The sequence below is a fragment of the Bradyrhizobium archetypum genome, assembly GCF_013114835.1.
GTDB lineage: Bacteria > Pseudomonadota > Alphaproteobacteria > Rhizobiales > Xanthobacteraceae > Bradyrhizobium > Bradyrhizobium archetypum.
In genome coordinates this window covers 311,084-330,959 of sequence record NZ_JAAVLW010000004.1, presented here as the reverse complement: position 1 = coordinate 330,959, position 19,876 = coordinate 311,084, and the positions used below count along the sequence as shown (strand labels likewise).

The following is a 19,876-nucleotide window of genomic DNA, read 5'->3' as shown; positions in this document are numbered from 1 at the left end:
CCTGCCATTGTGGCCCGCGCTTTCCTCGCGCCTCCGTGATTTGACAGTTCATCTAACTTTGTCAAATTTGTCAAATGGGCCCGCGTACCCGCATTCTCGATGCCGCGATGCTGGTGTTCCGCCGGCACGGCTTCCGGCGCTCGTCGATCGAGCAGGCCGCCGAGGCCGCCGGCCTGACGCGGCAGGCGCTTTATCATCACTTCAAGTCCAAGGAAGCGCTGTTTCGTGCCGTCATCGAGCGGCTGCATGAGGAAGCGCTCGCTGCCGAAATCGCCGCCGCGGCCGCTGCGGAAAAGGCCGGCGGCAGCCTTGCCGACATTCTCGTCGCTTCGGTCTCCGCCAAGCTCAGGCAGTTGGCCGCGTCGCTCGACGGCTCGCCCCATGTCGAGGAGCTGTTCTCCGAACATCTGCTGCAGGCCCGCGACCTCTACCAGAAATATGCGACCGCCTATGCAGAGCAGCTGGCCGCGACCATCACGCGCGTCTGCCGCAAGCAGGGACTTGTTCTCAACGCCGGCATGACGCCGCGCGAGCTCGCGCGCTGCGTCGAGATGGCGGTCAACGGCACCAAATCCGCCTACCCCGCGATGCAGCCGGTCGACGCCTTTCTGAAGGATCTGGAAACCATGCTGCGCACGCTGATTGCCGGCGCCATTGCTCCTGCGAAACAGCCGCGCGCGGTCAAGCCGAAGCCGGTCAGGAAATCCGCCCGCAAACCTGGAGATCGCAGATGAGCACCATGACGATCAACGGCAAGCTCGCTCCCCTCCCCGACGACCCCGATGCGCTTTTGGTCGATGTCGTGCGCAACGCGCTCGACCTCACCGGCACCAAGCTCGTCTGCGGCGCCGGCGTCTGCGGCGCTTGCACGGTGCTGGTTGACGGCGAGCCCGCTGTGAGCTGCCTGATGCCGGCTCGATCAGCCGCGAACAGGAACATAACGACGGTCGAAGGCATCGGCGCGGCCCGGCTGCATCCGGTGCAGCAGGCCTTCATGGCGCATGACGCCCTGCAATGCGGCTTCTGCACGCCGGGCTTCATCATCGAGGCCGCGGCGTTTCACGACGCCTGGCGCGCAGCCAAGGGAACGGCGATGCCATCGCGCGAGGAAATCGGCGCGGCGTTGTCGGGCCATCTCTGCCGCTGCGGCGCCTATGACGGCATCTTCCGCGCCGTGGCGGATGCCTGTGCCGGCCGCTTCGACGGCGGCGACATTCTGCCGTCGCGCATGGAAGCGCGCGACAAGGTCACGGGATCGGCGAAATATACCGTCGACATCCATCATGACGGCCAGCTCGAGGGCGTGATCCTGCGCTCGTCATTCGCACATGCGCGCATCAGCGAACTGGATCTGGCGCCGGCGCGCGCGATGCCGGGTGTGGGTGCGGCGATCTCGCTGCTCGGCGACGACCGCATCGTCCGCTATGTCGGCCAACCCATCGCCGCCGTCGCCGCGACGGACCGCAAGACCGCGCTCGCCGCCATCGCCGCCATCAGGCCGACCGGCGAGCGGCTGCCGTCGGTAATCGGGCTCGATGAAGCGCGCCGGGCCGATGCGCCGATCGTGTTCGAAAGATCCGCGCGCAAGAAGGCCGGCGACGTCTCCGAGGGCGGCGGTTCGCCGGCCCCCTGGAAGGGCAATGTCCGCGGGCCGACGGCAGCCTTTTCCAAAAAGCCCCGGAAAGTGCGGAACTGGGTCGGGGACGCGCGCGCCGCGAACAATCCATTGCTGGTGGAAAGAACCTTTCGCACCGGCACGCAACAGCATGCCTGCCTCGAGCCGCATGCCGCGGTCGCGCGCTTCGACGGCGACCGACTCACCGTGCATGTTTCAACGCAGGCCGTGTTTCATCTGATGGAGCTGATCGCCAAACGCTACAAGCTCGACCACGACAAGGTGCGCGTGATTGCGGATCATGTCGGCGGCGGCTTTGGCTCGAAGGCTGCGCTCGGCGTGGAAACGACCACCGCGATCGAACTGGCGCGTGAGGCCAAGGCGCCGGTGCGAGTTGCCTACGACCGGCATGAGGAGCTTTCGGTCACCGGTTATCGGCCGGCGGCCGAGATGAAGATCGCGCTGCTGCCGTCGGATGAGGGCGAACTGAAAGCACTGTCGCTGACCGCCTATGCCGACACGGGAGCCGCGACCAACTCGACCATCGCCGCACTCGGCCGCCTGATCTATCCGGCGGAAGCAAAGGAGCTCGCCGATTTCGACGTGATCAGCAATTTGCCGGCCGGCGCTCCGTTCCGCGGCCCCGGCGGCCCGCCGATGGCGTTTGCGCTGGAACAGGCGATCGATGAGGCAGCGCTGCGCATGAACGTCGATCCGATTGCGCTGCGTAAGCGCTGGGATCCCGATCCCAACCGCCAGCGTCTCTATGATTGGGCCTCGAGCCTTGACGTCTGGCGCAACCGGGAGCCTCCCGCGTCGCAGGGCGGCCGTTATCGCCGCGGCATTGGTGTGGCCACCGGCTACTGGCTTTATCTTTGGCAGCCGGGCTCGAAGGTGGAGGTGGCGGTGAAGGGCGGACGGCTGATTGCCAGCACCGCGACGCAGGACATCGGCACCGGCACCCGCACCGTGATCGCCAATACGGTCGCGCGCGAATTCGGGCTGGAGCCGCATGAGATCGAGGTCCGCATCGGCGATTCAAAGCTGCCGGAAGGGCCGGGCTCGGGCGGCAGCCGGGTCACCGCGTCGGTGGTCCCGCCGATGCTGCTCGCGATCGGGCAGTTGAAGACTGCGATCCAGCAGAACGCGAAGCGGAAACCGGCCCCCGGCTCCAACGCGCCATGGCGCGAAATGCTCGCGGCATCGCCCGACCTCTCCGCTTCTGCCGTGCGGCCGGAAGATTCCAGGCCGATGGCGCCGGGAATCCAGTCGCCGCTCAAGCAGGCCGGTTTCATGGGCTGGATCTTCGGCTGGATGATGCGGCGCTTCTCCAACCTTGCGATCGGCGCCGGCGTGCCAAGCTCGGTGCAAATCGTCGAGGTCGAAGTCGACACCTGGCTCGGCCATGTCCGCGTCGTCAACGTCCACACCGGCATCGCGATCGGCAAGATCGTTGCACCCGCGCTGGCGCGAAGCCAGGCCACCGGCGCGGTCATCCAGGGCATCGGCTACGCGCTCTATGAAGCGCGCGAGATCGACACCCGCACCGGCGATGTGCTCAGCGGCGGCATGGAGGACTATCGCATTCCCGGCATCGCCGACACGCCGGTGATCGATGTGCATTTCGACCAGGACGGATTCGATCACGTGCTCGGCGGTGGCGTCGGCATCGGCGAGGTTGCAACGGTGCCGACCTCGCCCGCAGTCGCCAACGCGATTCACCACGCCACCGGCGTTCGGCTGACCGAACTGCCGATCCGTCCCGACCGTCTCATCGCCGCACTCAAAGGGAGGGCCGCCGCATGACACAGACAGCCATGCAAGCCGGCGAATTCCGCGCCGCCGGCACCGATCTCTCCGAGCGGCGCCGCAGCGGCGTCTCGACCGGGCCGCTGATCGATATTGCCGCCGAGCCTGATATGATCGGGATGCATTGGGCTGCCGACGGCAGCTTGCGCCTCGGCGCCTTCTCGACCATTGCCGCCATTGCCGCCGATCAGCGTATCGCCGCGGCGTATCCGGGCATTGCGGCCTCCGCGCAAGGCCTGGCGACGCCGCAGATCCGTCACCTCGCCACGCTTGGCGGCAATCTCGCGCAGCGTTCGCGCTGCTGGTACTTCCGCAACCCTCACATCGCTTGCCTGAAGAAAGGGGGGTCGGATTGTCCGGCGCGATCGGGCAATCATCTCTATCATGTCGCGTTCGACCTCGGCCCCTGCGTCGCGCCGCATCCCTCGACCATGGCGGCAGCGCTGCTGGCCTATGACGGGACGATAGCTACCGACCGCAGAAGTGCACTGACGGTCGGCGACCTCCTCGGCGACGGATCCAACGGCGCCGCCGACAACGCGCTGCAACCGGGTGAGATGATCAAGAGCGTCGAACTTCCGCCTCCGCTGCAGGGCGAGCGCGCACTGTACAGACGCGCGATCAGCCGCACCCATGCCGAATGGCCGCTGGTCGAAGTCTGCGCGCGTGCCGTAGTGAAGGATGGCACGTTCCAGTTCGTCCGCCTCGCCGCCGGCGGCATCGCGCCGGTGCCGCTGCGGCTCGCCGCGGTGGAAGCGGCTTTGCAGGGCAAGACAGCAAGCGAAGCGACCATCGCTAACGCCGCCGAACAAGCGGTTGTTGGCGCCAAGCCGCTGCCGATGACGGCATACAAGCTCGATCTGCTGAAGGGCGTGGTGAAAGATGCGCTGGAGCGGCTGGCGGCATGATGTCGTAGGGTGGATTAGTTAGTAATCCTCTCTACGAATTGGAGCGTCCTAATGATCCTCGAACTCGTCTTCCTCGTTGACCTTGCTGCGGCCCCCGAACCAGCGCGAGATCGACTTCTTGGCGAGTGATCCTGTCGAATAGGGGTCGCGTGATGCGTAGGGGCTGCGCTGGGCGCGCGCGGCGACCTGCTCGCCCGACACCGCCGCCGGCTGGCAGATGGTGCGGCGCGAGGGACGGCGCATCAGGTCGACGTGAATGTGGTCCTCGTGGTGGGAGTTGGAGCCCGGCGCCAGCACGGTGTTGAACTGCTGACAGGCGGCCGCCTGCACGTCGCGCAGAAAGCCCTGCTCTTCCGGCATGCCGCGCCAGCCGCCCCTCACAGTCACGCGCCGGCCGTCGGCGAGCGTGAAGGCGGCGATGTCGAGCGCGTTGCCGAAGGCGTGCTCGGAAATATGCGCGTGCGGATTGCCGTTCATGCCGCGGCAGGAATAGGCGGAGATCTGCTTGATCTCGACGACGCGCACGCCGAACCAGCGCATCGCCGCCGGCTGCACGGAATCGGTAAGCCAGCGGTCGAGCGCGGAGACGATCGGGCATGCCAGCGTCGCCGCCGGCTTCATCGAGACCTGCCCGAAGGCGCTGACCGAATTGCCCTGCGCGGGCCCGAGCCGCGGCGCAGCCGGCGATGGCGAATAGGACGGCTGCGAATACGGTGCAGAAGAAGGCGCAGCGTGACGATCGCGCGGCGGATAGGAAGGTACCGCTACGTAGCCGCCACTCCGCGATCCCGGCGTCCCTTCCGGCGGCAGATCGATGTCATCGTCTTGCGAAGCGACGCCCGGCGCGGACAGCGAGATCGGGCCGTTCGACGGCGTGGCGTAGCTCGGCTGGCGCGGCGCCGGATCCGGATAGGTTCCCGAATAGCTTCCGGAGTTGCCCTGATGATTCCCTTGGTAGTTTCCCTGATAATTTCCTTGGGGCGGAGCCGCTACCGGCGCGCGCGCGATCGGCCAGCGCGGCTGATTGCCGATATTGCCGGGCGGCCGCAGGCTTTCGTCGGCAAAGCCGAAGCTGCTGATATTTTCACCGAGCGCCGCCACCTTCAGCGGGTATTCCGCACCGCACACGCCGGGACCGGAGATCGGATCAATCCGGACCACTTCCGGGCTCTCTTTGACCGCGCCCGACTTCAGGCAAGCGAGTTCGGCCTCGGCGCGCCACGGTTCGCGCTCGGCGGACTGAAAAAATCCGCGGCCACAACCGGCTAGCGAGACGAGGACGAAGGAGCCGACGAGATACAAACGAACTCCGCGCGTCATCGCCCGCAGGTTCAACTAATTTATTTAAGGACTCTTCAACATGTTGATTTAACGAATTTTTTACCATGTTGACGCGGCTTGCAGCCTGTGGAGAGCGGGCGGCACGACAGCAACACTTACTTTTTTAGGTCGGGAACGCTTTGCTAGCGTCGAAGTTAGTTGCGGGCACGACGTGAACCCAGGGAGCTTTCCCAATGGATTTCGTAAGTCCTCTCGTGAGCAGACTTAGCGTTGTAGCCGCGTATGTTGCATTAGCTTTCGTCGGCGCGATTGTGCTCGGCGTGTTCTAGACTTCCCGTGCAGACATGAATCCAGAGCGCCCGGTGGGCCACGTCACCGGGCGTTTTCTACGAGCGCCGCCCGGCGGACGCCTGCCACGACGTGACCAGGCTGTCGGCGCGGCGGTGATGCGGCTTCAGATGTTGCCGGAGCAGTAGAAGCGCAGCAGCGCACAGCGCCCATGCGGCGCTTCGCCGGACTCCCGTGATCTGCATCACAGAACGCGGCGCCGCTCCCGCATAGGGTCTTGCCCACGTTCACAAGCCGCTCGGGAGGTTCTCATGAAAAAACTCTACATCGTCGCCGCATTGTTGATGGCCACGACGTCGGCGAATGCCGGCGGAATCACCTTCCAGATCAATGGCGAGCGCATCCGTGTTGAATCGCCGCGCAACTGCAATGCCCTTTCCTGCATCAAGATCACCGCGCCCGGCTATAACGGCACGCTCGGCAATGTCGATCTCAAGGGCATGGGATCGAAGAGCAAGGACGACGATGACTCCGTCGCGACCGCCCCGGCGAAACCGGCAACACCGGGTCCAGCTCAAGCCGCCGCGCCGCAGCCCGCGGCTGCACCAGCGCCCGCTCCAACGACCACCGCAGCCGCAACGCCGGCACAAACCGAAGCCGCGCCTCCCCCGCCTCCTCCGCCCGCCCCGCTCGCCGCTGCGCCCGCGCCTGCGCCGCAGCCGGCTCGGGCGGCCGCCGCCGCGCCTGCTTCCGATCCGAACTCGCCGCTCGGCGTCTGGGCGACGGAAGAGAACAAGGGCAACGTGCGCATCGAGGAATGCGGCGCCAATCTGTGCGGCTATTCCGTCAACTCCGGCGAACGCATCCTGATCAACATGAAGCCGCAGGGCGGCAAGTGGACTGGCCGGATTCATGATCCCACTACCGGCCGCAATTACGACTCGACCATCGCGTTGAAGGGCAGTGATACGCTCAAGGTTCAGGGCTGCGCCTTCGGCGGCATGTTCTGCGGCGGCCAGACCTGGAAACGCGTGAGCTGACGGTCTTTCCCGAGAGGTTCCTCCCGAGACGTTCCTCCCGAGACTTGGGCCCCGTGAGATTTCACGGGGCCTCTTTTTCTTTTCGTGCGGCGTCAAATGGCTCGGCGGAGCCGGCCACGCGATCCGACGCGCTTCGCCCAGACCTCGTCAGATCATTGCTATCGACTTACCGCGCGGAAACAGCTCGACACTCGGCGGCCATGTTCATCCCGCATTCAGCCGGACGGCGCTGAAATCGCGGCCCCCGCCTTCTGCTCTCCCCGTGAACGGAAATACACTCCCCGATGTCGCGCCATCTTTGCTTCGCGCTCGCGCTGCTGGCCTGCGGCACGATGATCGGCGGCGAGCAGGTTTTCGCAGGCGCTTCAGAGCCGCCGCAACTGGCGCAGGCGCAGACCGATTCTTCGCAGCCCGCCGCGCCGGCGACGCCGACGCCTGACGCGACCGCGACCGCTGGAGACGCGCAGGCGGCGGAGGAGCCGATCGGCAACGTCGCGACCGTGACCGGCAACGCCAGCGTGATTCGCAACGACACGAGCACGCCGCTCAAGGTGAAGGACGACATCTACCTCAACGACGTCGTGCAGACCGGCGCCAATGCGGCGCTCGGCATCACTTTCATCGACAACACCACGTTCAATCTCAAGGCTAACACCAGGATCACCATCGACAATTACGTCTACGAGGATGGCGGCAAGAGCAACGCGGCGATCTTCGACGTCGCCAAGGGCACCGCGGCCTTCGTCGCCGCTTCGGTCGCCAAGACCGGCGACATGAAGATCACGACGCCGACGGCAACGCTGGGCATTCGCGGCACCACCGGCCTCGTCGAGGTGCCGGAAGGCGCCGCCGCCCGCACGCCGGGCAATGTCGCGGTCAAGCTCTATCCCGACGCCGACGGACGGGTCGGCCGCATCGAGGTCAATGACCGCGCCGGTGCGCCACTCGGCTTTCTCACGCAAGGCGCCAGCGGCTTCACCATCCGCGCAGGCATAGGCGCGCGCCTTGCCGCGGTGCCGCTGGTGATCTCGCAGGCGGTGATGGTGCGCGACCAGGGCTTTGTGCACCAGCTTCATTCGACGCAGTCACTCGGCCGTCAGGTAGTGCTTCAGCAGCGCGAATTCCGCCGCGCCAATCCCGGCCTCGTCAATCCGAACCGTCCGATCCGGCAGTTGCAGCCCGGCCAACCGCGGCCGAATGGTCTGCCCGGACCGGTCAGGCCCGGCCAACAGCAGCCTGATCAGCTGAACCGTCCAAATCAGCAATCGCCCGGTCAGCCGCGGCAGAACGGTCTGCCCGGTCAACCCGGTCAGCCGCCACTGCCGACCGCGCCGAACCGTCAGGGGCAGCAGCCCGGTCAGCTCAATCGTCCGGGACAGCCGCAAGCGCCGGGGCGATTGAATCGGCCCGGTCAGCAAGGGCCGGACACGCCGAACCGGCGGGGACAACCGCAACCGGGCGCGCCCAACCAACCCGCCCTGCCGCCACGCGCGGGACAAGCGCAGCAGCCCCCTGTGCCGGCGCAGCCAGCCGCGCCGCGGGAACGGCCGCTACCGAACCGGTTCGGCGGCCCCGGACTGCAGCGCGCCCCGGGCACTCAGGGCGCTCCCGCTCTGCAGCGGCCGGGACTGCCCGCGGCGCCGCGGCGGCCCGCGCCTGCGCCACAACGCGGCAAACCGCCGAAGGATCAGCGCTAGAAAACTGTGCATCGCGCTCCGGACAAGAGCTAGCGAAACAGGCGAAGCAGGTTGCGAAGGAAGCCCGTGCGCTCGGCCTTCTGCATTTCGACAGGCTCCGCCGCCTCCGGCAACGCCGCGCCTGCGATACCGTTTGCCGCGGCAAGCGCGATCGGGCCAACCTGCTGCAGAAACGCGCGCTCATAGCCGCGCGACAGCCGGTCGACCGCTTGCTGAAGTGGCAGCCACTCCACCGCCTTGACGTCGCGCATCAGTCCGCGCGCGGGTGCGTGTTGCGCCTCCATGCGCCAGTAGTGCACCACCTTGGCGCCGCCGCGCGATTCATAGGCCAGCGTGCCCAAAAACTCGTGCACGGCGACGTCGTGGCCGGTCTCTTCCATTACCTCGCGTTCGGCGGCCGCGCGCGGCGTTTCGCCGTCGTCGAGCTTGCCCTTGGGCAGGACCCATTCATTGCGCTTGCGTAAGCGCACCACGGCGATCAGCGGCGGGTTCGCCTGCCGCAGCACAATGCCTCCCGCTGCCAAAACAGGCACCCTCGCCATCTCTCTTCCCGCACTTTCACGACCGCGAGCATATAGAGATTATGGCCGGGATAATCGAGATTGAATGTTCAAGGCTTCCGCAGCAGGGGCTCGCCGGCGCGGATGCGGACGCCTTCCGCGACACGGTCTGCGAATTCGAAATGCTCCGGCGCCAGCACGATGATGGTCGAGCCATGCTCGAACCAGCCGAGCTCGTCGCCCTTGCGCACAGCCGCATCGCAGGCAAACTCCAATGGCCCCCTGCTCTGCGCATTGAGGGTGCGATCGAGGAAATGCAGCCGGATGCTGGCGACCAGAATGGCCGCGACCGGCACCAGCGTTAGCCGCTCGCCCGTCGGCAGCCGCGCCTGCAGCACCGCCCGCTCGTTCTTGCAGAACAGACGCTCGACCCGCTTCAGCGCGATCGGGTTGACGTTCCAGACGTCGCCATGGATGAACGTCACCTTTTCGATGCTCATGTCATAGGGCGCGTGGAAGCGGTGATACATGCTCGATGTCAGCCTGAGCGTCAGGAAGTGGCCGTTACGATGGCTCTCGACCAGCGCCGGATCGCCGAGCAGGTCCAGCAATGAATACGGCGCGCCCTTGATCTGGAATAGCTCGGTATCGGCGATCTTGCCGAACGCGCCGATGATGCCGTCGGACGGACTGGCCACCACGCGCGGATCGGGATCGACCGGCCGCAGGCCCGGACGCAGCTCGCGCGTAAAACATTCATGCAGGCTCTTGAATTCGGTCTTCTTCGCCTCCGACAGGTCGAGATCAGAAAACAGCCGCCAGCACAGAAGCGACAAATCGCGCACCAATGGATTCTCGATCTTGCTGAACCAGCCCATGAAGCGCGTCAGCGCCGCCCGCGGGACGCGGTTGGTCAACAGGAAATTGAGGTCCTCCTGCTCGGTGAAGCGGGCGATCAGGCGCCGGACTGTCATCAATCTGTCAGCAGGATTGGCTAGCGCTTCAGGCATGGATTCGTCCCTTCCGATTCTTTCGCTGTCCGCCGCTGCGGTCGCTAGCGCCGCGGCAGTATTTCCCAAATTGCAGGCGCGGCTGGCGCTGTCGCGCGCCAAGCACCGTTCGCTGACTGGACATTCCAAGATGTCCAAGATGGTCGCGCGGCTGGTGCCGCATTATGAGTTCGATATCGACGATTTCTTCGCCTCCGACGGCGCGCCCAGCGACGTCGCGATGCAGCGTCAGGACGCTTTCTTCCGCCTCGCCTGCCTCTACGAGGAGCGCTATGCCAAGGGCAGGCAAATGACGGCCGAGGCGGCCGAGCACATCTCGGACCTGCAGTTCACCGAAAGCTACCGCGTTCCGTTTCAGTACAGCCGCCTGGTTCGGGAAAATCTCGGCACCGGCGCTTTCATGCAGTCTTCCGCCGGTGTCACCGTCACGGACGTCGACGGCAACGTGTTCTACGACCTGACCGGTTCCTACGGTGTCAACATTTTCGGCAACGATTTCTACAAGGAGTGCATCACGGAAGCCGAAAAGCGCGCCGGCGCGCTCGGGCCTGTGCTCGGCCCCTATCATCCCGTCATCACCGAGAACGTGCGGCGGCTGTGCGAGATCTCCGGCCTCGACGAAGTCTCGTTCCATATGTCCGGGACCGAAGCCGTCATGCAGGCGGTGCGGCTCGCGCGTTACCACACCCGCCGCACCCATCTCGTTCGTTTCGCCGGCGCCTATCACGGCTGGTGGGGCGACGTGCAGCCCGGCGTTGGCAATCCGGTATCGCCGCACGAGACCTACACGCTGGCCGACATGTCGGAGCCGACGCTGCATGTGTTGCGCACGCGCAAGGACATCGCCTGCGTGCTGGTCAATCCCCTGCAGGCGCTGCATCCGAACGCCAACGCACCTGGCGATTCCGCGCTGGTCGATAGTTCCCGCAAGGGTGCGTTCGATCGCGGGGCCTACACCGAGTGGCTGAAGAAGCTGCGCCAGGTTTGCACCGAGCGCGGCATCGTGTTGATCTTCGACGAGGTCTTTGTCGGCTTTCGGCTGGCCGCCGGCGGCGCGCAGGAATATTTCGGCGTCCGTGCCGACATGGTCACCTACGGCAAGAGCCTTGCCGGCGGCCTCCCCGTCGGCGTGGTCTGCGGGCGCAAGGATTTGATGCGGCGCTTCCGCGATGACCGTCCGGCCGATGTCTGCTTCGCCCGCGGCACCTTCAATTCGCACCCCTACGTGATGACGGCGATGGATGAATTCCTCAGCCGTCTCGCCAGCCCGAATTTCAACGCCGTCTATCACGGGCTCGATGAGACCTGGAATGGCCGCGCCAAGGCGTTGAACGGTCGACTGGCCGCCGAGGATCTGCCCGTGCGCGTCAGCAATTTCTCCTCGATCTGGATGGTGCAATATACCGAGCCGTCCCGCTACAACTGGATGCTTCAATACTACCTGCGCGCCGAGGGGCTGGCGCTGAGCTGGGTCGGCACCGGCCGCCTGATCTTCAGCCTCAACTATACGGATGCGGATTTCGCCGAAGTCGCCGACCGCTTTGTCGCGGCAGCCACGAAGATGAAGCGCGATGGCTGGTGGTGGCATGATGCTGCGCTGACCAACAAGACGATCAAGCGGCGGATATTGAAAGAGATGCTGCGGAAGCGGTTTGGCGGAGCCGACCATTAGCGGCGCAATCGCCAAATGCCCGTCATCCTTGCCTCTCTCCGCCTCATTGCGAGGAGCGAAGCAACGAAGCAATCCGTCTACCCCAGTGCTGAGAGGTGGATCGCTTCGCTTCGCTCGCAATGACGTCGATACGACGACGCAAGCGCCCTCCATCGTCATGGCCGGGCTTGTCCCGGCCATCCACGTCTTTGCTATACTCGACATTGCTCGTTGCTGACGGGCTTAAGAACGTGGATGCCCGGGACAAGCCCGGGCATGACGGCGACCATTTTCGGCCACTCACGCCGGCTTGACGTGCTTCTCGAGGCCGGGATCGATCAGTTCGCCCTTCATGAGGTACAGCGGCGCCTTGTAGTACAGCTTCAGGTCGCTGAAGGGATCGGTGAGGATCTTCGTCATCCAGACGAGGCCGGTTTCGACGTCGCGGATGAAGAACAGATGGACCGTGCGGAACAACAATCCGCCGATGCCGACCGCCAACCACACCTTGGCAACCTGCCGCATGAAGTCGGCGTTGGTGGTCCAGGGCTCGACCAGCCCGAACAGCGTCGGACTAAAGTACAGCACCACGGGCGACAGCGCCCAGATCGTCATCAGCACGACCTTGCGCTGCAGATTGTAGCCGACCTTGATCTCTTCCTTATGCTCATGCGTCGCCTGGTTGACATGGTCATAGCCCTTCGGCTCGAAGAAGAAGTGACCGGCCTGCCGCGTCGTCATCGACACCAGCCAGCCGACCAGCGCCGACACCACGGGATCGAAGAACAACATCACATAGGCGAACAGGAAGCTCATTGCGCTGACGAAGTGCAGCGACTGGTTGATGCGGCTGTGATGATAATAGCGATGATCGTCCCAGCGCTGGGTTCGCAGTTCCTGCAGGAAATTCTTGATCATTCTTTACCCCCTCATTCTTTCGGGTGTGACGTTATCGAGATTCGATGTCCGGCATGTGACATCATGAAGTTGACATGTGACAAAGCGCAGCGACGCGATGACGCAATCGGCAACGCTCGCGCGTCAGGCCGCCGCGGCGACGTCGGCTTTACGGAAGCGCACCAGGGAGAAATGTCCGAGCGGCGGGATCAGGCGACGCTCCGCCAGCTCCATGCCGCGCGCACCCGCCAGCCACTGCGCGTATCGCGACCAGGCGAATTCGGCGGTGCGGAAGCCGAGCGGACGGACCACCGGCTGCAGCCGCTGCTCGATGAAGCGCCGCATGCCGGCATCGGCGCTGACGCGGGTCAGGATGATCAGCTCGCCGCCCGGCCGCAGCACGCGGGCGAATTCGTCGAGCGCCTTTTCGGGGTTCGGCACCGCGGTGACGACATATTGCGCCATCACCACGTCGAAGGAATCATCGGGGAATTCGAGGCTTTCGGCGTCCATCACCGCAAGGCCCTCGATATTCTTCAGGCCGAGCTCGTCGACGCGCTTCTTCGCCTTCTGCAGCATCGCTTCCGAAATATCGGTGCCGAAGATGCGCAGATGCGGCGCGTAGAGCGGCAGCGAAATCCCGGTGCCGACACCGACCTCGAGCACGCGGCCGCCGATCTTGTTGGTTGCCGCAATCGCCGCCTTGCGGCCTTTCGAAAACACGCCCCCGAACACGAGGTCGTAAACCGGCGCCCAGCGGTCATAGGCCTGCTCGACCGTTTCGCGGTCGAAATCGAGCTGCCTCGCACCGTCAAGCTTGATGATATCTGCCATGGTTGGTTCTGCCTTCTCGTCTCACGCAAAAGCCTATCTTGAAGATCGAATTTCCCTGCTCAGCCCTGCACGGCGCTGGTAGCGGGCACCCCGAGCACCGGCCGCAGCGTGCGGCTCGGCTGCAGTGCCGTCAGATTGCCGATGAACTGCCGCGCGCTGTTTTCCCAGGAGCGCGAAAGCGCAAAATTCCGGCAGGCCTCGCGCGACATGGTGAGTGCGCGCAGGCACGCGCTGCGCAGGTCAGTATCGATTGCGCCGATCGGATGATCGGCGATGACGTCCTTCGGGCCGGTGACCGGGAATGCCGCGACCGGCGTTCCGCACGCCAATGCCTCGAGCTGCACGACGCCGAACGTGTCGGTCAGGCTCGGAAACACGAAGACATCGGCGGCGGCAAGATGCGCGGTCAGGTCGGCACCCTTTTTCTCGCCGAGGAAGATCGCATCAAGATATTGCCGTTCGAGCTGCGCCTTCTGCGGTCCGTCGCCGACGACGACTTTCGAGCCCGGCAGGTCGAGCGACAGAAACGCTTCGAGGTTCTTTTCCACCGCGACGCGGCCCATGGTCATGAAGATCGGCCGCGGCAGGTCCAGGGTCGCGGGGCCATCCGGGTTGAACAGCTCGGTGTCGACGCCGCGCGTCCAGAAGCCGAGCTTGCGGAAGCCGCGCGCGGAAAGTTCCTGCCGCAGGGAATCGGTCGCGACCATGGTCGTGGAAGCCGCGGCATGAAAGTGCCGCAGCACCGCGTAGCCGACGCTGGCCGGCAGCCCGGTGCGGACCTCGATATATTCGGGAAACCGCGTCGTATAGGAGGTGGTGAACGCGAGCTTGCGGCGGCGGCAATAGGCACGCACCATCCAGCCGATCGGCCCCTCGGTTGCGATATGAATGGCGTCCGGCGCGGCCGCCTCGATCCGGCGCGCAATCTCGCGCCGGTTCGGCAGCGCGATGCGCAGTCCCGGATAGGTCGGCAGCGCCATCGATGGAAATCCGTCCGGGGTGAGGAAGGCGATATCGGCGCCGAGCGCAGCGGCGCTGCGCGAAAGCGAGGTCAGCGTGCGGACGACGCCGTTCACCTGCGGATGCCACGCATCGGTCGCAATCAAGATCTTCATGTCCCGGACCCGAGATTAATGATTCTCAAATCCGACGTTGGGACATGGATATTTCAGGCGTATGACGTCATCGTTCTGTAAGGTTGTTTTTTAAACCCATCTCCACGCTTTTCAGGTAACGTGACAGAACGATGTCAAACGCGAACGACAATCCTGCGCGATCCCGCCGGCGGCGGAGGCGGCAGAGCTATGCTTTGCTGATCCTTGCCGTCGGCATGCTCGCGTTTGGCGTTGCCGCCGGCACGCTGTATTACGTGCTGCGGCCGACCACGCTGCGGATTGCGGTGGGCCCTGCCGGCAGCGAAGACCAGAAACTGGTCCAGCTGATGGCGCAGACCTTTGCCCGCGAGGGCAACTCGGTACGGCTGGCGCCGATCACGACGGAAGGCGCGGTGGAAAGCATCGCGCTGTTCACGGACGGCAAGGCCGATCTTGCGGTGGCGCGCGGCGACCTCAACCTGCCGGCCAATGCCGAGTCGGTCGCCATCCTGCGCAAGAATGTCGTCGTGCTGTGGGCGCCTTCCGGCCTTCCCGCCAAGGGCTCGAAGAAGCAGCCCACGCCGAAGATCAAGAGCCTCGATGAACTGTCCGGCCACCGCGTCGGCGTGATCGGGCGGACGCAGGCCAATGTCGCGCTGCTGCGCGCGATCCTGAAAGAGTCCGGCATCAATCCCGACAAGGTCACGATAAGCCAGTTCGCCACCAACCAGATCGGCGAAATGGCGAAAGATCAATCGGTCGATGCCTTCATGGCGGTCGGCCCGCTCAAGAGCAAGATCACGGTGGACGCGATCGCGGCAACCGCTGCGGCCCGCGGCGAGCCGAAATTCCTGCCGATCGAGGTTGCGGACGCGATCGCCAAGAAAAACCCGATCTATGAATCCGAGGAAATTCCCGCCAGCATCTTCGGCTCTTCGCCGCAGCGGCCGGAAGACAAGGTCGATACGGTGGCCATCAACCACCTGATCATCGCGCCAAAGTCGTTGTCGGACACGGCGGTCGCCGCCTTCGCCCGCCAGCTCTTCACCAATCGCCAGCAATTGGCGCGTGAATTGCCGACCGCCTCGCAGATCGAAAAACCGGATACCGACAAGGACGCAGCGTTACCGGCGCATGCGGGCGCGGCGGCCTATATCGACGGCAACGAGCGAACGTTCCTTGAAAAATATACCGACTACATCTGGTTCGCGATCCTGATCCTTTCGGGCCTCGGATCGGCCGGCGCCTGGTTCAGGCACTACTGGAACAGGGACGATCGTGAGAAGTACATCGCCCACCGCGATCATCTGCTTGAGCTGATTGCGCGGGCAAGGAGGGCCGAGACGCCGGAAGAGCTCGCGGAAATGCAAAGCGCGGCCGACGGCATGTTGCGCGAAACCCTCGATTGCTATGACGACGGTACCGTCGAGGAAGGCGACCTGTCAGTGATCGCGCTCGCCCTCGAACAATTCCACCATGCGATCGCCGACCGCCGCGCCGTGCTCGCCGGCGCCACCGCTCCAGACGCGCCGCGGATACGCGCCGGCCAGGGCTGATCGGTTGTCGGGACAGGCGAAGTCAACGAAACCTTAACGAAACAATTCCCTAACGCCACGAAACCATTTTGGCGATTTCGTGCAAATGTCCTGAAACGGTTCATCGGTAGAGGTTTCCCCAACGACGCGCCGAATGGGTGCGACAAACAGGGGGACGACCATGTCCAATTCATCGAGACTGACCCGCCTCGCGGCTGCCGCCTTCGGGGCGCTGGCGATCGGCGCGACCGCCTTTTCCGCGCCCGCCGCTGCGGCCCCATTGCCGCTGTTTCCGTTTTTCCTGCCGCAGATCGAGACGACCCCGCCGCCGGTCGCGGCTGCGCCGCAGGAAGAAGAGCGCTTCGAGCTGCCGGCCCGCCTGCGCCGCCAGGTCGTGCACTACGATACCCGCGAGGCGCCGGGCACGGTCATCATCGATACCCCGAACACCTATCTCTATCTCGTGCTCGGCAACGGCCAGGCGATGCGCTATGGCATCGGCATCGGCCGCGACGGCTTCACCTGGTCAGGCACCCAGACGATCACCCGGAAGGCCGAATGGCCGGACTGGACTCCGCCCCCGGAAATGATCGCCCGCCAGCCCTATCTGCCGCGCCACATGACCGGCGGCCCGGGCAACCCGCTCGGCGCCCGCGCGATGTATCTCGGCGGCACCATCTACCGCATCCACGGTACCAACGCGCCGGAGACCATCGGCACCCGCGTGTCCTCGGGCTGCCTGCGCCTCACCAATGAAGACGTCATCGATCTGTATTCGCGGGTCAGCGTCGGAACCAAGGTGATCGTGCTGCCGATGACGGATCGCCGCGCCGATCTCGGCCGCACCATCCGCTAAGGCATAAGATTTTCAAAACTAAGATTTTCAAAACGCGAGGAACGGCCCCGGCATTCGCCGGGGCTGTCTTGTATTGACTTGATGTCGTCGCCTCACTGCGCGGTGGCGTCCGCCTCGCCGCCCCTGTAAAACCTTGTGGGGCGATTCATTGGGGTCCGCGGGGACGATGCGTCTGCCGGTGCGAGTCAGGACGATGGCGATCGCGCTTGCGGTGCTCGTCATCTCGTTTGTCGTCAGCCTGAAGGTGTTGGACTTCGTGGCGCCGCGCGCCACGAATCGGCCGCCCGCGCTCGCCGAATTGCCGCCGCTGCCGCCGGCAACGCGCGCATCCACAGTGGTGGCGCCGATTGCGGTGGCGCTCTCGGCAATCCGCGACGCCGCCGATCGCGGTGCGCCACGTTCGTTCGCCGGCAAGGCGGACAATCCGATTTCGCAGATCCTGCAGAACGCCGATATCGGCTGGACCGCCTCGCGCGGGCCGATCAGCACAACCGGCGCGCAGGACGTGCTGTCGCTGGCGACGCCGCTGACGGGCACGCTGAACGTCACCGGCTCGCTGTCGGCCAAGGCGACCGGCGCGGTCGGCGATGCGCTCGCCGGCCTGCTCGGCGGCAACGTCGCCAAGCAGATCGGCAGCGTGAACATCAAGAATCTCAATGCCAGCGCCGAGATCAGGGGCAACGTCGTCATCACCTCAAAGCCGAGGATCACCGAGAACTGGCGCATCGATCCGAACCTCGCAGGCCAGGTCAATCTCGGCGACACCAGCCTCAGCGTCGCGGGCGCGCGCGTCAACGTGCCCGCGCAGGTGAAGCCGCTGATCGATCAGAACGTCGCCGAGCAGATCGCGCTGGTGCAGGCGCGCATGAAGAACGATCCGACGTTCGAACGGAACGCCCGCGCGCAATGGATCAAGGCCTGCCGCTCGATCCCGCTGCAGGGCGCGACCGCGGGCTCGACCATGCCGGCGCTGTGGCTCGAGTTGCGTCCGACGCGAGCAATTGCCGCGCAGCCGCGGGTTGATGCCTCAAACCTGATACTGACCCTGGGCATCGAGGCGGAAACCCGGATCACGCCGGTCGAAACAAAACCGTCCTGCCCGTTCCCCGCTACCATCGCGGTTCTGCCGCCGACGCCGGGCAAGGTCGCGATCGGCGTTCCCATCGACCTGCCCTTTACGGAGATCACAGGGATCGTGGAGGCGCAGTTCGCCGGAAAGACCTTTCCGGAAGACGGTTCGGGCGCGGTCGACGTCACCGTCAAGCACGTCAGCATCGCCGCATCCGGCGACCGCCTGCTGATTTCGCTCCTGGTGAGCGCCAAGGAGAAGAAGAGTTTCCTCGGCCTCGGTGGCGAAGCCAACGTGCATATCTGGGGAAGGCCGGTGCTCGATCAGGCGCAGCAGACACTGCGGCTCGCCGATATCGAACTCGCCGTCGAGTCGGAGGCTGCCTTCGGACTGCTGGGCGCCGCGGCGCGCGCGGCGATGCCGCATTTGCAGAAGACGCTGGCGGAAAAGGCGACGATCGATCTCAAGCCGTTCGCCAGCAACGCGCAGCAGAAGATTGCCGCCGCTGTGGCCGATTTTCAGAAGAACGAGGACGGGCTGCGCGTCTCGGCAGAGATCAGCAAGCTCCGGCTCGCCGGCATCGCCTTCGACTCCAAGACGCTGCGCGTGATCGCCGAAGCCGAAGGCGCGATCAACGTCTACGTGACCGCGCTGCCGGCGCTGTGATGCCTGCACGCCTCTCTCCCCGTCAATTGCGAGCAAAGCGAAGCAATCCATGTATCTCGCTGGAGAGATGGATTGCTTCGTTGCGGAGCCTGTCATCGGGCGCGCATTCGCGCGACCCGTTGGCGCAATGACGACTTAAGACCCTTCGAACTTGAACGACAGGCTCAGCTTGGCGCGGTAGGCTTCGACCTTGCCGCTGGCGTCGAGTTGCAGATCCAGTTTCATCACCTCGGCGACGCGCAGATCGCGCAGCGTCTCTCCCGCGCGGCTGACCGCGCCGGCAGCGGCCTTTTCCCAGGATTCCGTGCTGGTGCCGATCACCTCGATGACCTTGTAAACGCTGTCAGCCATGTCGTCCTCCCGTTGATGCAAGGGTATTTCAAGGCAGGAGGCAGGGGCTCCTGCCGCCTACAAACTAACATCGCCACGCGCGCGCTGATAGGATGCGCCGCACCATTGCGCAGAGAGGCCTCGCGCAAAATCAAATGGCCGGACGGCATCACGCCGTCCGGCCATTTTGAGGAAGTCTGGTCGCTGAGGCCGTGACTTCACTCGGTCGAGTACTTGAACTCCGGCATCGCCTTCAACTGATCCTTGGTCGCGCTGAACACGGCGTGATCGGGATACCACGGGTTCTTCTTGGTGGCAGGCGCCGCCGGTGCGGTCGCGGCACCCGTCGTCGTGCCTGTGCCTGTCGTAGGCCGTGCGCCGCCGGTTGCGGGCTGCGTCGAGGCACCGGTATAGGCAACCGGCTCATCGACGAATTTCAGCTTGTCGAACGATACCGCAACCAGATGCTCGCCGACGCCGAGGAAGCCGCCGACGCCGATCACGGCGGCTTTGATGTCGCCGTTCTTGTCGGTCAGGAGATCATTGATCGACCCGAGGCTTTCGTTGCTGTCGTTGTACACATTCAGGCCGACCAGCTTCGAAGTCCGCCAGTTGCCCTTGAACGACGAGGTATCGGACGCCGCCGCAGGTGCGGCCGTGGTGGCGCGGTCTGTCGTTGCCGACGGAGTTTGCGCGAACGCGACACTCGCCAGCAGCGCGGAAGCCGCGACGCTGGCAACGGCATATTTGGTTAACATATCGGTTCTCCTCAGTTCAGAAACGCCTTGGGAGAACC

17 protein-coding genes are annotated in these 19,876 nt (G+C 64.9%); 9 read left to right on the top strand and 8 right to left on the bottom strand.

From position 1 onward, the window contains the following. Positions 1–74 precede the first annotated feature (74 nt). Genes HCN50_RS14340 through HCN50_RS14330 form a run of 3 tightly spaced genes read left to right on the top strand, consistent with a single transcriptional unit; the run spans position 75 to position 4,332 of the window. Positions 75–734 (top strand): TetR/AcrR family transcriptional regulator, encoded by a 660-nt coding sequence (locus HCN50_RS14340; RefSeq protein ID WP_171710307.1) that lies wholly within the window; start codon positions 75–77, stop codon positions 732–734. Further along, a complete protein-coding gene (locus tag HCN50_RS14335; protein WP_171710306.1) occupies positions 731–3,421 on the top strand; it encodes a molybdopterin-dependent oxidoreductase in 2,691 nt (896 codons plus the stop codon). The genes HCN50_RS14340 and HCN50_RS14335 overlap by 4 nt, the downstream gene beginning before the upstream one ends. After that, positions 3,418–4,332: an FAD binding domain-containing protein gene (locus HCN50_RS14330; protein WP_171710305.1), complete on the top strand. Its 915-nt coding sequence runs from the start codon at positions 3,418–3,420 to the stop codon at positions 4,330–4,332. Before HCN50_RS14335 ends, HCN50_RS14330 begins: the two co-directional genes overlap by 4 nt. Before the next feature lie 48 nt (positions 4,333–4,380). Here the strand turns inward: HCN50_RS14330 and HCN50_RS14325 are convergent, their stop codons facing one another. Beyond that, complete coding sequence (locus HCN50_RS14325) at positions 4,381–5,652, bottom strand: extensin-like domain-containing protein (RefSeq protein WP_171710304.1); 1,272 nt, start codon at positions 5,650–5,652, stop codon at positions 4,381–4,383. Positions 5,653–6,212: 560 nt separating this feature from the next. On the opposite strand from HCN50_RS14325, the gene HCN50_RS14320 reads away from it, so the two are divergent. Further along, a complete protein-coding gene (locus HCN50_RS14320) occupies positions 6,213–6,941 on the top strand; it encodes a DUF2147 domain-containing protein (RefSeq protein ID WP_171710303.1) in 729 nt (242 codons plus the stop codon). Between the two features lie 284 nt (positions 6,942–7,225). Beyond that, a complete protein-coding gene (locus HCN50_RS14315) occupies positions 7,226–8,638 on the top strand; it encodes a FecR family protein (protein WP_171710302.1) in 1,413 nt (470 codons plus the stop codon). A gap of 29 nt (positions 8,639–8,667) precedes the next feature. On the opposite strand, the gene HCN50_RS14310 is transcribed toward HCN50_RS14315, so the two are convergent. Further along, positions 8,668–9,180 carry an NUDIX hydrolase gene (locus tag HCN50_RS14310; RefSeq protein WP_171710301.1) on the bottom strand — a complete coding sequence of 171 codons (513 nt, stop codon included), beginning with the start codon at positions 9,178–9,180 and terminating at the stop codon, positions 8,668–8,670. A 68-nt stretch (positions 9,181–9,248) separates the two neighbouring features. Continuing rightward, positions 9,249–10,112, bottom strand: a complete 864-nt coding sequence (gene asd / locus HCN50_RS14305; RefSeq protein ID WP_171710661.1) for an archaetidylserine decarboxylase — start codon at positions 10,110–10,112, stop codon at positions 9,249–9,251. A gap of 34 nt (positions 10,113–10,146) precedes the next feature. Between asd and HCN50_RS14300 the strand changes: the two genes are divergently transcribed. Beyond that, positions 10,147–11,820 (top strand): aminotransferase class III-fold pyridoxal phosphate-dependent enzyme, encoded by a 1,674-nt coding sequence (locus HCN50_RS14300; protein WP_171710300.1) that lies wholly within the window; start codon positions 10,147–10,149, stop codon positions 11,818–11,820. A gap of 279 nt (positions 11,821–12,099) precedes the next feature. Here the strand turns inward: HCN50_RS14300 and HCN50_RS14295 are convergent, their stop codons facing one another. The 3 genes from HCN50_RS14295 to HCN50_RS14285 form a co-directional block, all read right to left on the bottom strand. Then, complete coding sequence (locus tag HCN50_RS14295; RefSeq protein WP_171710299.1) at positions 12,100–12,717, bottom strand: hypothetical protein; 618 nt, start codon at positions 12,715–12,717, stop codon at positions 12,100–12,102. A gap of 123 nt (positions 12,718–12,840) precedes the next feature. Then, complete coding sequence (locus HCN50_RS14290; protein ID WP_171710298.1) at positions 12,841–13,530, bottom strand: class I SAM-dependent methyltransferase; 690 nt, start codon at positions 13,528–13,530, stop codon at positions 12,841–12,843. Between the two features lie 59 nt (positions 13,531–13,589). After that, the gene (locus HCN50_RS14285; RefSeq protein ID WP_171710297.1) at positions 13,590–14,645 is read right to left on the bottom strand and encodes a glycosyltransferase family 4 protein; all 1,056 of its coding nucleotides are present in this window, start codon (positions 14,643–14,645) and stop codon (positions 13,590–13,592) included. A 194-nt stretch (positions 14,646–14,839) separates the two neighbouring features. Between HCN50_RS14285 and HCN50_RS14280 the strand changes: the two genes are divergently transcribed. From HCN50_RS14280 to HCN50_RS14270, 3 genes are all read left to right on the top strand, one after another. Continuing rightward, a complete protein-coding gene (locus HCN50_RS14280; RefSeq protein ID WP_311968046.1) occupies positions 14,840–16,180 on the top strand; it encodes a TAXI family TRAP transporter solute-binding subunit in 1,341 nt (446 codons plus the stop codon). A 160-nt stretch (positions 16,181–16,340) separates the two neighbouring features. After that, positions 16,341–17,015, top strand: coding sequence for a L,D-transpeptidase (locus tag HCN50_RS14275; protein ID WP_171710295.1), 675 nt, complete (start codon positions 16,341–16,343; stop codon positions 17,013–17,015). A 166-nt stretch (positions 17,016–17,181) separates the two neighbouring features. Continuing rightward, positions 17,182–18,750 carry a DUF4403 family protein gene (locus HCN50_RS14270; RefSeq protein ID WP_171710294.1) on the top strand — a complete coding sequence of 523 codons (1,569 nt, stop codon included), beginning with the start codon at positions 17,182–17,184 and terminating at the stop codon, positions 18,748–18,750. Positions 18,751–18,885: 135 nt separating this feature from the next. Here the strand turns inward: HCN50_RS14270 and HCN50_RS14265 are convergent, their stop codons facing one another. Then, positions 18,886–19,101 carry a dodecin family protein gene (locus tag HCN50_RS14265; RefSeq protein ID WP_171710293.1) on the bottom strand — a complete coding sequence of 72 codons (216 nt, stop codon included), beginning with the start codon at positions 19,099–19,101 and terminating at the stop codon, positions 18,886–18,888. A 197-nt stretch (positions 19,102–19,298) separates the two neighbouring features. Then, a complete protein-coding gene (locus HCN50_RS14260; protein ID WP_171710292.1) occupies positions 19,299–19,838 on the bottom strand; it encodes a PRC-barrel domain-containing protein in 540 nt (179 codons plus the stop codon). Positions 19,839–19,876: the final 38 nt, after the last annotated feature.